This is a genomic window from uncultured Turicibacter sp., assembly GCF_938044715.1.
Classification (GTDB): Bacteria; Bacillota_I; Bacilli_A; order MOL361; family Turicibacteraceae; genus Turicibacter; species Turicibacter sanguinis.
Genome location: NZ_CALIOS010000042.1, coordinates 16,135 through 28,664 on the forward strand (window position 1 = coordinate 16,135; position 12,530 = coordinate 28,664).

Below are 12,530 nucleotides of genomic sequence, written 5' to 3' on the forward strand. Positions count from 1 at the left end.
AAAATAAAATACGACATTTCAACATATGATGGTTTCATTAAAAAGAGCACGCTTGGCGTGCCCTTTTGCTTATTATAAATTATCGTGCTAACCATCCACCATCAACAGCGATTGTATATCCATTGATATAGTCACTTGCTGAGCTTGCCAAGAATACAACTGGTCCTTTTAAGTCTTCAGGTGTTCCCCAACGATCAGCAGGAATACGATCTAAAATTTCTGTACTTCGTTTTTCATCAGCACGTAATTGTGCTGTATTATCAGTTGCCATATATCCTGGTGCAATTGCATTAATATTGATTCCGTATTTAGCCCATTCATTTGCCATGGCCATTGTGATTCCTTTGATTCCTGATTTACTTGCTGTATAAGAAGGAACACGAATTCCACCTTGGAATGATAACATTGAGGCAATGTTAATGATTTTTCCACCCGTTTGTTGTTTAATAAATTGGTTTGCCATAGCTTGGCAGAAGAAGAAGACTGTTTTTAAGTTGATATTCATCACATCATCCCAGTTTTGTTCTGAGAAATCAACTGCATCTTCACGACGAATAATCCCAGCGTTGTTAACTAAGATATCAACATGTCCAAATTCAGCTACCGCTGCATCAATAATTCCTTGAACTGGATCAATTGACATTAAGTTTGCTTGAATAGGTAAACAACGACGACCTGTTGCTTCAATTGCTTCTTTAACTTCATCTAAAGCTCCTAACCCAACTGCTACAATATCAGCTCCTGCTTCTGCTAATCCTAAAGCCATTCCACGTCCTAACCCTACTCCTGCTCCTGTTACGATTGCTACTTTACCTGATAAATTGAATTGTTCTAAAATCATGACTTTTCCCCTTTTCCTTTTATAATTATCGTTTCATTCCAACTGATCCATTACACAGATCTTTAATATCACTGTCATTGGCAATTAAAACATCACCATTAATCGTATGTTTTAAAACACCACTTGCTAATCCATACTCAACCGCTTCAACATAGTTTTGCTCTTCTAAATTTAAAACATTCATTAACCCTGCAACGAAAGCATCTCCTGCTCCAACACGATCCACAATTTCAAAGGTATATTTTTTCGTATAGTGTACAAGCCCCTCAGCTGTGTAACAATACGCACTTAAACTATTTTGATGAGTTGAATGCTGCTCACGCATGGTTCCAAAAATACATTTACAGTTTGAATGATTCATAAAGTGTGTGAAAACACCTTGGCGGTGCGCTTCAACCGTCGCATATTCTTCACCGGTTGTATATCCACCAATGGTTTCAATATCGTATAAACTTGCAAACACGATATGAACATATGGCAACACTTGACGAATCGCTTGAGCAGCTTCTTCAACTGTCCATAGTTTAGCACGGTAATTAAAATCAAAACTAATGATCAGTCCTAAATCAAATGCTTTCTTTACTAAATCAATAGTGAAATTTTTAAGGTCTTCCCCAAGTGCAAGTGTAATTCCACTGACGTGTAAGTGTGTGCGATCCTTTAAAATGTCAGTGAGACTTAATTCATCATATTTGATATTCGCAATCGCTGAGTGTTTACGATTGTACACGACATTTGAAGAACGAATGGAGTGCCCAACTTCAACATAATAGGTTCCTAAAATATCACCACCCATAATCGTAGGTGATAAATCAATTCCATACTGACGAAGCGAGCGGTATGCTGCCACTCCTAATGGATTATTTGGAAGCTTTGTAGCGAACCTTACATCATGTCCAAAATTCGCTAAAGCAATCGCAATATTTGCTTCACTTCCACCATAAGTCACATTCAATGAAGTGCATTGTTCTAATTTATCATGGTTTGGAGGGGTTAAACGTTGCATAATCTCCCCTAAGGTTACAAACTTTTTCATGATATCCCCCTATTATCGACGAGCTTCAGCTACTTTTTGAACGAATTGTTTAGCAAGCTCTGTTACACCTGCATAATCACCATGTTTAGCTGGTGCTGTTAAGTCGCTACCTACTCCAACTGCTACACAACCATTTTTAATCCAACGATCAACATTATCTAAGCTCACTCCACCTGTTGGCATAATGTTTGCTTGTGGAAGTGGTCCTTTAACTGCTTTAACAAAGTCTGGTCCATAAGCACTTCCTGGGAATACTTTAACAATATCTACTCCAGCTTCCATAGCTGTAATGATTTCAGTAATTGTCATACATCCAGCCATGTAAGGAACTTGATATCTGTTACATAATTTAGCTGTTTCTAAATCGAACCCTGGAGATACGATATATTTTGATCCTGCTAAAATTGCAATACGAGCTGTTTCACTATCTAGAACCGTCCCCGCTCCGATTAACATCTCATCTCCAAATTCTTTAACTAATGTTTTAATGACTTCATCTGCATTTGGAACTGTGAAAGTTAATTCGATGGCATTAATTCCACCTGCTAAACATGCTTTTGAAATTTCAATTCCTTGTTGTGCATTTTCTGCACGAACCACGGCAACTACCCCTGTATCTGTTAACGATTTGATTACTTCGAATTTTTTCATAAGGCACCTCATTTATCCTGTTTATTATTTTAAATCTTTCATAGCAACATGATCCATGTCATCAAATGTGATATTTTCTCCACACATTCCCCAGATGAATGTATAACGGCTTGTTCCAACGCCAGAGTGAATTGACCAACTTGGTGAAATAACCGCTTGTTCATTACGTACGACTAAGTGACGTGTTTCTTGTGGCTGTCCCATAAAATGGAACACATTGCTGTTTTCATCTAAATCAAAGTAAAAATAAACTTCCATACGACGCTCATGCGTATGACATGGCATCGTATTCCACATATTATTTGGCGCTAAAATGGTCATTCCCATTACTAACTGACAAGATTGACAAACAGCTGGGTGAACATATTGATTAATCGTACGTTTATTTGATTCAGCATCTGATCCTAAGTGTACTTTATTCGCCTTTTCTAATGTAATTAAAGTATGAGGATAATGATGGTGAGCCGGTGCACTATTAAAATAAAACTTAGCGGGTTGCTCTTGATTAATTGACTCAAATGTAATCTCTTTAACCCCTAGCCCAATATATAGTCCATCTTGATAATTTAATTCAAATACTTCGCCATCGATGACAATACGTCCAGATCCCCCAATGTTGATAATTCCACCTTCACGACGTTCAAAGAATGAATCAACTCCCATTTCTTTTCCAGCTACTAGTGTTAATTGCTGCTCAACAGGCATGATCCCACCAGCAATGATACGATCGTTGTGAGAATAAGTTAACTGGACTTCATCCGCAACGAATACCTTTTCAATTAAGAAATGTTCACGTAATTCTTCTGTTGTATAATGTTTTACATCATTTGGATGATTTGAATAACGAGTTTCTAATTTCATTTTTAATTCCCCTTTTTGATAAAATTATCCCTGATAGCCAAGTAGCCTTGATATTTTATAAGCAGCTTCTTTTACAAGTTGTGCATCTTGTTCAACATCGTAACCCTCTTTATACAGGCTAACGATTCCGATTGAAGATGACACCACGCCATTATAATCAAAGATTGGTGCAGCAATCGCCATCGTATGCTCCTCATGTTCACGGCATGAAATTGCATACCCTTTAACTTTAACTTGCTGAAGTTCACTTTTTAAAGCAACCTTAGATGTAATGGTATGCTCAGTTAAAGGTAGTAATTGTAATTTCCTGATTAATTCCTCATGATGAGGTGAAAACGCTAAAATTGCTTTTCCAATGGCCGTTGAATGTAAATAAGTTTCATCCCCAATCTCTGGCGTTGCAATGATTCGCTTAGTTGGCTCATGTTTCAGCGTAAATATTAATTTACCATTATTCTCTTTTGCAATAAAAGCGGTATGTCCTGTCTGTAAGCTTAATTGTCTTAAGATTGGATTCGCTGAGTTTAAAAGTAATGAAGTCTTCGAATAAGCAATTCCAATGGCGTATGCTTTGACACCAATGGCATAAGTTTTTAAACGATGTTCTTTAATATATAGCATGTTTAACTCAACTAATGTTTCTAAAATATCAAAGGCACTTGTTTTTGGCATTTCAAGGCGTGTTGCTATATCATTTAATGTCAACTCTTCAGAGGATGACGCAATTAATTCAAGTATTTCAATGGTTCGTTTAGCTGTTCGATTTATTTTCATAAACTCTCCTACGTCCTTTAATAATATTTAAGACTGAAGGAGCTCCAATAAATACTGTTGACTATAAGAAATATCTTCACCCACGACTCCTTCAAAAATAATCGTTGGTTCTTGATCTAATTCTTCTAATTTTGAAAGAAGATATTTATAATCGAGTAATCCTTTTCCTGGTGCTACCTGTCTTATTTGTTGATTTTCGACCATAAAATCTTTGGCATGAACAATTCGAATCTTATCATGAAATAATTCAACCATTTCATCAATTAATCGATGTTGATTTTTATAATTCTCATTCGACAATAAATTGAATAAGTCAAACGTTACCACGGTATTTGGATGATTCAATTCATCAATTAAACGTTTTAAACGACGTGGAGTTGAAATCACATGTTGATACGCCGGTTCAATGGCAAGATAAGTATTAGATTCTTTTGCAACCTCTAAAAGTTGTGAAAAAACACGTTTCACTTCTAAAAAAGCTTCTTCACTACCATTTGATTCATGGAATGTCCACTGATCATCATTATAAGATCCCGTTTCCGTTCCAACTAACGTCGTGTTAAAACAATGAGCTTTTCTTAAATGATTTTTAAAGTTTTCAACGGAATCTTTTACTTTTTCCTTGTCACTATGAATGGGATTAAAATAGGCTCCAAGCATGGCAACTTCGACATGACTCTCATTTAAAAAGAGACTTAACTCCTCAACTAACTCTTCATCTAAAATCTTAGGCATTTGCGTTTGATATTCAATCGCCTTATTTAAAACTAGCTGAATAGAATGAAACCCTTTCTCTACCAATGAATCAACTAAATCCTTAGGTGGTAATGTTCCAATATCATGAGCTCGAATTCCTAATTTCATCGTCTTAATCACCTCCTATTATAACATTTTATAACACCTAAATTAATGAAGTTTTAACATATTTAAGTGTCTTTTTATGGATTGTTATAATGTTACACCTGATTTCCAAATATCAATTTCACGGTGTCCATTAAATTCATTATTTGTCCATTTTCCACTACATACATCGCAAATATAATTAATAAAATCTTCAACGACCTCTTCTGTCGTTGTTGCGGTTAACATAGCACCCGCATCAAAGTCAATCCAATGTTTTTTCTTATTGGCTAAGTCAGAATTAGTCGCTACTTTTACCGTTGGAATAAATCCACCGAATGGGGTTCCACGCCCAGTCGTAAATAAGGCTAAATGACATCCGGCACTTCCAAGAGCTGTCACTGCCACTAAGTCATTTCCTGGCCCTTGAAGTAAATTTAAGCCATTATGTTCTAAACGATCCGTATATCTCAAAACATCGACCACTTCAGATGTTCCTGCTTTTTGGGTGCATCCTAATGATTTATCTTCAAGTGTGGTAATTCCACCCGCCTTATTTCCAGGACTTGGATTTTCATAACACACTTGATGGTTTCGTTCATAATACCCTTTAAAATCATTGATTAAATGGACAATTTTATCAAACGTTGCCTCATCTTTAGCACGATTCATTAAAATCGTTTCAGCTCCAAACATTTCTGGAACCTCCGTTAAAACAGTTGTTCCCCCACTTTTTACTAAATAATCAGAGAAATATCCAAGTAAAGGATTTGCCGTAATTCCTGAGAATCCATCACTTCCTCCACATTTTAACCCAACACGTAAGTTACGAAGTAAAGAAGTCGCACGATAATCTTGTTTCATGACCTCATATAACTCATGAAGAATTTTGACACCTGCTTCAATCTCATCTTCAACATCTTGAGCAACTAAGAAGCGTACTCGTTCTTCATCATACTCACCCATTGTTTCTTTAAATGTTGAAACTTGATTATTTTCACATCCAAGTCCAAGTACTAAAACTCCACCTGCATTCGGATGTTTAGCAATATTTTGTAAGATTTTACGAGTTGTCTCATGGTCATCCCCCATCTGAGAACATCCAAATGGATGGGCATATGAGAATACACCATCAATCGTTAGATTATCAACTTCTTTTAAGAAACGATCTTTGATAATTTCAGCTGTCTTATTAACGCATCCAACAGTTGGAATAATCCATAATTCATTACGAATTCCAATATCCCAATTTTTACGATGATAAACGCGAATTTCACGATCCATTAACAATTTATCAGCACGTTTTGATTTAGGCTGGTACTCATAAGATAAACAATCATTTAAATTCGTTTTCACATTCTGAGTATGAACATGAGTTCCCACTTCAATGAATTGGGTTGCATGTCCAATCGCAAAACCGTATTTGACAACATCTTGATTTTCTTCAATCTTTTTGATGGCTAATTTATGTCCTTTTTTGATTTCTTCTTTTACAACGATTGAGTGCTCATCAATCGTTAGTTCGTCACCTGGTTGTAAATTAACCAAGGCAACAACTACATTATCATCTTCATGTAATTTAATAAACGGTCTCATCATATCCCCACCACTAACAAACTTTTTTTAATGCAGTTTCCATTCCATCACTTAAGATGTCTTCAACAATCGCTGTTAATTCATCAGTTAAGTTTGGAATCTCATTTAAATTCATTTCCCAATGATCTTCCATTCCTAAAAATTCAGTCACGACATCACGAACCGTTGCAGTTCCTGCTTCATAACGATTCCAAACATTTCGATAGAATTCTAAGAAATCTGCCTCATCTTGAAGCGCAATGACCTCAGTCCCTCGTTTTCCACGGAAGAACACTAATAAACTTGCCAATGAGAATTCAATGTGTGTTGGAAATTTCCCAAAGCGTTCAACATAATCCAATGCTGTGGGTAATAAACGACTTTTGAATTTTGAAGTTGAATTTAAAGCAATTGACATTAATTCGTGGCGGACACGAGGATTATTAAATCGGTCATAAACTTCTTTGGCAAACTGACGTAACTCATCAGCAGTTAAATAGCGTTCCGTTGCCGGAATCATCTCATCTTCTACCGTATGATTTAAGAAAGTTAACATTAAGTCATCGTTCATTGTTTCTCCAACTGTATCAATCCCATATAAGTAAGAAACAGGAACCATTAACGTATGCAGTCCATTTAAAATACGGACTTTGCGGATTTTGTAAGGTTTAATATCTTTCACAAATAAGATATTTAAGTTGGCTTCCGCTCCTTTTAAAACAGAAGAAATACCATTTCGATCCTCAATCACCCATAAATGGAAGACTTCACCTAGTACCATATTTTTATCTAAATAACCAAATTGGTTTGTAAATTCTTCAATACGTTTAGCAGGATATCCCGGAACAATACGATCAACTAATGTATTGGTGAAGGTATTCGCTTCGTCTAACCATGTCATAAATCCTTCTTCAAGGTGATGAACTTCTGCTAAACGTTTCACACAACGATGTAACTCGTCTCCATTATTATCAATTAATTCGCATGGAACAATGTATAATCCTTTTGTCAGATCTCCATTGAAATGACGATAGCGATGAAGTAAGAAGGCTAACACTTTACCAGGGAATGTTTTAGGTGGTGTTGCTTCAATCGAATCTGATTCATCTAACACAATTCCGGCTTCAGTTGTGTTTGAAATCATTAATTCTAAGGTTTCAACTTCAGCTAATTGTAAATAAGCTTCAAAATTCATATATGGATCAATAAATTCACTAATACTATCAATAATTTGTGATTTTGAAACGAATTCATTATTTTGAACCCCTTCTTGAATCACCGTATATAATCCATTTTGTTCCGCTAATTCTTTCACACGTCCAAAAGGTTGTGGTTGGACAACGGCAATATTTCCATTATATACTCCAGCGTCATTTAATTCTTGAATCATCCAATCGACGAATGCTCTTAAGAAGTTTCCTTCTCCAAATTGAACAATTTTTATCGGTCTTTCTTTTCTATTTGGTAAAATTTCATTATTTAATGCTTTCATTATTGACCCCCACAAACAATTATTTATCTAAATTAAAGAATGATTTTGCATTGTTATAGCAAATATCTTCTACAATTTGTCCTAAGAACTCTACATCATTTGGATATTCCCCATTTTCAACATATTCCCCTAATAATTGACATAATAGACGTCGGAAATATTCATGACGAGGGAATGATAAGAAACTTCTTGAATCTGTTAACATCCCAACAAATTTTGCTAATACACCGTTTGCTGCTAACGCGCGCATTTGATCATTCATTCCATCTTTATGATCGTTAAACCACCATCCAGATCCAAACTGAATTTTACCTGGTGTCACACCATCTTGGAAACATTGCATTAAAGTGACGACTTTATGATTATCGCTTGGATTTAAATCGTAAATAATCGTTTTTGGTAATGCGCCTTTTAAATTTAAACTATTTAAGAATTTAGATAATTTTTGTGTATCTAAAGAGTTATTGATTGAATCATATCCTGTATCTGGCCCTAATTTTTCAAGCATTGTCGTATTATTATTACGTTGTGCTCCAATATGAAATTGCATCACCCAACCACGGTTATGGTATTGTTCCCCGAGGAATAAATAAAGTTGTGTTTTGTATTTCTCAACTTCTTCTTTTGTTAAAGTCGCACCAGACATCGCTTTTTTAAAGATTTCAGCAGCTTCTTCAACTGTTGAATCAGTAAATGCTAAAACATCTACCCCGTTATCGCAGGCTTTACATCCACACTCAACGAAGAAATCCATACGCTCTTCTAATGCTTTAAATAAATCAGATAACTCATGAATGTCATATCCAACTACTTGACTTAACGTTTGAACCCAAGCGGTAAACCAGCTTAATTCAATATTAACCGCTTTATCAGGTCGGAAAGTTGGTAAAATTTGAGCTTTACAAGTTCCTTCTTCTTTAATTAACTGATGATATTTTAAATCATCACATGGATCATCCGTTGTACAAATGACTTCGACATTCATCATATCGATTAATCCACGTACTCGGAAATCTTCCGTTGCTAATAAACGATTACATTCTTCATAAATTTCTTTGGCTGATTTTGCACTCAACGGTGTTTTGATGTTGAAGTAACGTTGTAATTCTAAATGTGTCCAGTGATAAAGTGGATTTCCAATTAAATATGGCATCGAACTAGCCCATGCATTAAATTTTTCTTCTCCTGATACCTCTTTTCCAGTGATAATTGATTCGTTCACGCCAAGAGCACGCATCGCACGCCACTTATAATGATCTCCTCCAAGCCATACTTCTGAAATATTTGAGAATTTATTATTTTCATAAATTTCTTTTGCACTTAAATGACTATGAAAATCAATAATTGGCATTTTTTTGGCATGTTGGTGATATAAAACTTTAGCCGTTTCATTTTGAAGTAAGAAATCTTCTGTTAAAAATCCTTTCATATCCTTTTATCCCCTTTTTAATTTTAATTCAACTTTCGAGTTTGTAATCACCTCATGCAATCCTGGTTTTCTTGCAAAAATCGGTAAACAAACTAAATAGCAAGAGAAAACTTTTGAGACGTATTCGCGTGTAAACATCGCAAAATAATTTAAATCGGATTCATCATTTGTCACGACTTTACAAAAGACCATTGTTTTTCCAATTGTTGTACGTTCTAACCAAAATAATGATTGAAGCGCAATTGGAATTAATACAATGATACACAGCTCACTAATCGTTAATAATGTAAATGACTCCTCAAACATCCCATTGAGTTGTCCGGCAAGAAATATTCCGAGTGCAGTTCCTCCAATCAGAACAAAAATATCAATAATTTCAGCAATAATTCTCCTTAATAACACCGTCAACTACCACCTTTTTAACATTTTGAATTTGCATTGGATCGCCAATCACATTTTCAAACGTTACATTTTCTAAATTTACTTCAATTATATTGTTTAAAACCATCCCATTTTGACAATAATTAGGAATATCATCCATCATAGCAGGAACTCCTGGCTCTGCCTCTGTTGTGAAATGGAAAACACAATCTTTTAAACTTAACCGTTCAATCGGTTTCTCTGGTAAGCCATAAAAATAAGCCGCTGCAATTTCTGAATGACGACATTTAATATCTTCAAAACAAAAATCACGGATATCTGGTGTTCGATAATCGACCGGTAAAGTTTCCTTCGTCTTAACATATTCACTATGACCATCTGGATCACAGAAATAGAAACAGTTTACCACTAATGGAGTTAGTACCTTCTCCATCTCGATGTGACGGAATGTGACATCTTCAACAATTGCAGCCTCTCCACGTCCACGGCGTGTCTTAATTCGAAGCCCACGATCTGTTTCGTTAAATAAACATTGCTCCACTAGAATATGCTTAACACCTCCAGCCATTTCGCTTCCAATAACAACTGCACCATGACCAAAGTTCATACTACAATTTCGAATCGTAATATATTCTGAAGCTCGTTTTAAACGACTTCCTAAATAAATTTTTCCAGATTTGATGGCAATACAGTCATCCCCAACTGAGAAATGAACCCCAAGAATTAAAACACGATGACAAGATTCAGGATCTAATCCATCCGTATTCGGTGAATCTTTGGGATTAATAATTTTTAAATCAATAAACTTCAAATCATCCGAGAATAAGGGATGAACAGTCCAAGAGGGAGAATTTTGTAAGGTAATCCCTTGAACGTTGACATGATGAGAATGAATAATTTGAAATAAACGTGGACGCCAAGCCACATTTCTTACCTTTGGAAAGTCCCACCATCCAATAGATCCATTTCCATCTAATACACCTTCACCAATTAAATTAACATTTGAAACATTAACCCCTTGAATCAATGCTGTAAACGTATCGAGTGGATTCCCTTCCCATGAACCTAAATAATACTCTTCATGATTTGAATTTTTGGTATATCCAGGTAATATTGCACCACTTTCAAATGAGGCACTATATAATAAGGTTGCTCCTTTTTCTAATTCTAACGTTAAGTTAGATTTTAAGAAAATCGTTTTAGTCGCATAAGTCCCTTTTGGAATAAAAACTCGCCCATCATCAGGACAAGACATAATTGCGGCTTGAATAGCTAACGTATCATCAGTTATCCCGTCACCTTTAGCATTAAAGTGCTTAACATTTAAACAAATACTTTCTTTTTTTGTATATACCTCTTTTGATAGAGATTCACCTGTTTCTTCATTGATAATCGTGACCATATACGCAGTACTTGGTTGTAACCGATAAATAGAATAAACATTTTGGACTAAATGCTCATCAATTATTTCATCATTTAATTTTAAGGTATACGGTTGACTTGATTTAAAACATGATTGATTTTCAAGTTCTAGTGTTAAACTTGAGGATGTTTGTAAAACAATATTAAAGTTCATCATTTCCACCAACCATTAAATATTCTGCATAGGCCATCATCAGTGGTCCAATTCCTTTTGCTTCATCCGGCACCACTTTTTCTGAAATGTAATACTCAAAACTTCCATCGCGTACAACACCATTAAAACTTCCAAGTCCCGCTACTTCACAAATTCCACCAATATGATACCCAGCTTCGTCCTCATATCCATACACTTCTAAAATTCCTTTTAATGATTTAATTGCCTTTTCTTTATATGATTCATCTAAAACATCCAAACGAACCCCTTTTAAAATTGAATAAATCACCATTGCAGTTCCTGAAACTTCTAAATAATTTCCTTCACGATCCATCGCATCAATCACTTGATACCATAATCCTGTTTTTTCATCCTGATAAGGTAAAATATCATCGATACTCTCAACAAACATGTCAATTAATCCCTTATAATATTCAAAAATTGTTTCGCTCATTTTATCGATCGAATCAATTAATGCCATTAATAGCCATCCTTCTGCACGTAGCCAGTAATTTTTAGACAATCCCGTTTCTTCATCACACCAGAACATTGATTTCGACTCATCCCATGCATGATAATATAATCCGCATTCTTTATTACGGTGTGTTTTATACACTTCCATGAATTGTTTATAAATATCTTCATACTGTTGTTTTCCATTAAATACCGTTTCATATTCGGTAAAAAACGGTAATGCCATGTACAGCCCATCTAACCATACTTGATGTGGGTATCGATTTTTATGCCAGAAGTTACCACTATTTGTTCTAGGATGTGTTCTTAATTGATCCATTTGATGTTCGATGGCTACTTTATATCGCTCATCATTTGTTTTTTCATAAGCAAAGAATAAAACTTTTCCAGCATTTACGTGATCAATGTTATATTCTGATGAATTATACCCTTTTAAATTCCCCTCTTGATCCACGAATTCATTTAAATAAGCTTGTATATAATCCCAATAAAACTCATCATTTGTTGCGATATATAAGTCTTGTGCTCCTTTTAAAATGACACCATCTTCATAGCACCAAAATCCCTTATATGGTTTAAACTGATTAATATAAGATTTAA

General features: G+C 35.1%; 12 protein-coding genes. All 12 read right to left on the minus strand.

Going from position 1 to position 12,530, the window contains the following annotated elements; translation table 11 throughout:
• Positions 1-79 precede the first annotated feature (79 nt).
• Positions 80-841: a 2-dehydro-3-deoxy-D-gluconate 5-dehydrogenase KduD gene (kduD, locus tag QWC74_RS04110; protein WP_006784705.1), complete on the minus strand. Its 762-nt coding sequence runs from the start codon at positions 839-841 to the stop codon at positions 80-82.
• Positions 842-866: 25 nt separating this feature from the next.
• Entirely contained in the window at positions 867-1,877 is a 1,011-nt protein-coding gene (locus QWC74_RS04115) for a sugar kinase (protein ID WP_006784706.1), read from the minus strand.
• A gap of 12 nt (positions 1,878-1,889) precedes the next feature.
• Complete coding sequence (locus QWC74_RS04120) at positions 1,890-2,528, minus strand: bifunctional 4-hydroxy-2-oxoglutarate aldolase/2-dehydro-3-deoxy-phosphogluconate aldolase (RefSeq protein ID WP_006784707.1); 639 nt, start codon at positions 2,526-2,528, stop codon at positions 1,890-1,892.
• Positions 2,529-2,552: 24 nt separating this feature from the next.
• Positions 2,553-3,389 (minus strand): 5-dehydro-4-deoxy-D-glucuronate isomerase, encoded by an 837-nt coding sequence (kduI, locus tag QWC74_RS04125; protein WP_006784708.1) that lies wholly within the window; start codon positions 3,387-3,389, stop codon positions 2,553-2,555.
• A 24-nt stretch (positions 3,390-3,413) separates the two neighbouring features.
• Positions 3,414-4,163 (minus strand): IclR family transcriptional regulator, encoded by a 750-nt coding sequence (locus QWC74_RS04130; protein WP_006784709.1) that lies wholly within the window; start codon positions 4,161-4,163, stop codon positions 3,414-3,416.
• 27 nt (positions 4,164-4,190) lie between these two features.
• A complete protein-coding gene (locus tag QWC74_RS04135; protein ID WP_006784710.1) occupies positions 4,191-5,027 on the minus strand; it encodes a sugar phosphate isomerase/epimerase in 837 nt (278 codons plus the stop codon).
• 84 nt (positions 5,028-5,111) lie between these two features.
• A complete protein-coding gene (locus QWC74_RS04140; protein ID WP_040763959.1) occupies positions 5,112-6,599 on the minus strand; it encodes a UxaA family hydrolase in 1,488 nt (495 codons plus the stop codon).
• 13 nt (positions 6,600-6,612) lie between these two features.
• On the minus strand, positions 6,613-8,070 hold the full coding sequence (locus tag QWC74_RS04145) for a tagaturonate reductase (RefSeq protein ID WP_006784712.1): 1,458 nt from the start codon (positions 8,068-8,070) through the stop codon (positions 6,613-6,615).
• 19 nt (positions 8,071-8,089) lie between these two features.
• A complete protein-coding gene (gene uxaC / locus QWC74_RS04150; protein WP_006784713.1) occupies positions 8,090-9,499 on the minus strand; it encodes a glucuronate isomerase in 1,410 nt (469 codons plus the stop codon).
• Positions 9,500-9,505: 6 nt separating this feature from the next.
• Positions 9,506-9,901 carry an RDD family protein gene (locus tag QWC74_RS04155; protein ID WP_006784714.1) on the minus strand — a complete coding sequence of 132 codons (396 nt, stop codon included), beginning with the start codon at positions 9,899-9,901 and terminating at the stop codon, positions 9,506-9,508.
• Positions 9,876-11,456, minus strand: coding sequence for a glycoside hydrolase family 28 protein (locus QWC74_RS04160; RefSeq protein ID WP_006784715.1), 1,581 nt, complete (start codon positions 11,454-11,456; stop codon positions 9,876-9,878). Before QWC74_RS04160 ends, QWC74_RS04155 begins: the two co-directional genes overlap by 26 nt.
• On the minus strand, positions 11,446-12,530 hold a 1,085-nt coding region (locus tag QWC74_RS04165; RefSeq protein WP_288993921.1), incomplete at its 5' end, for a glycoside hydrolase family 105 protein. The genes QWC74_RS04165 and QWC74_RS04160, both read right to left, overlap by 11 nt.

What these genes read in the sequence shown, in the direction of transcription:
- QWC74_RS04135 (WP_006784710.1), bottom strand. Translation starts at nt 5,027, where the DNA reads ATGAAATTAGGAATTCGAGCTCATGATATTGGAACATTACCACCTAAG.
- QWC74_RS04160 (WP_006784715.1), bottom strand. Translation starts at nt 11,456, where the DNA reads ATGAACTTTAATATTGTTTTACAAACATCCTCAAGTTTAACACTAGAA.
- kduI (WP_006784708.1), bottom strand. Translation starts at nt 3,389, where the DNA reads ATGAAATTAGAAACTCGTTATTCAAATCATCCAAATGATGTAAAACAT.
- QWC74_RS04145 (WP_006784712.1), bottom strand. Translation starts at nt 8,070, where the DNA reads ATGAAAGCATTAAATAATGAAATTTTACCAAATAGAAAAGAAAGACCG.
- QWC74_RS04120 (WP_006784707.1), bottom strand. Translation starts at nt 2,528, where the DNA reads ATGAAAAAATTCGAAGTAATCAAATCGTTAACAGATACAGGGGTAGTT.
- kduD (WP_006784705.1), bottom strand. Translation starts at nt 841, where the DNA reads ATGATTTTAGAACAATTCAATTTATCAGGTAAAGTAGCAATCGTAACA.
- QWC74_RS04130 (WP_006784709.1), bottom strand. Translation starts at nt 4,163, where the DNA reads ATGAAAATAAATCGAACAGCTAAACGAACCATTGAAATACTTGAATTA.
- QWC74_RS04140 (WP_040763959.1), bottom strand. Translation starts at nt 6,599, where the DNA reads ATGAGACCGTTTATTAAATTACATGAAGATGATAATGTAGTTGTTGCC.
- QWC74_RS04115 (WP_006784706.1), bottom strand. Translation starts at nt 1,877, where the DNA reads ATGAAAAAGTTTGTAACCTTAGGGGAGATTATGCAACGTTTAACCCCT.
- uxaC (WP_006784713.1), bottom strand. Translation starts at nt 9,499, where the DNA reads ATGAAAGGATTTTTAACAGAAGATTTCTTACTTCAAAATGAAACGGCT.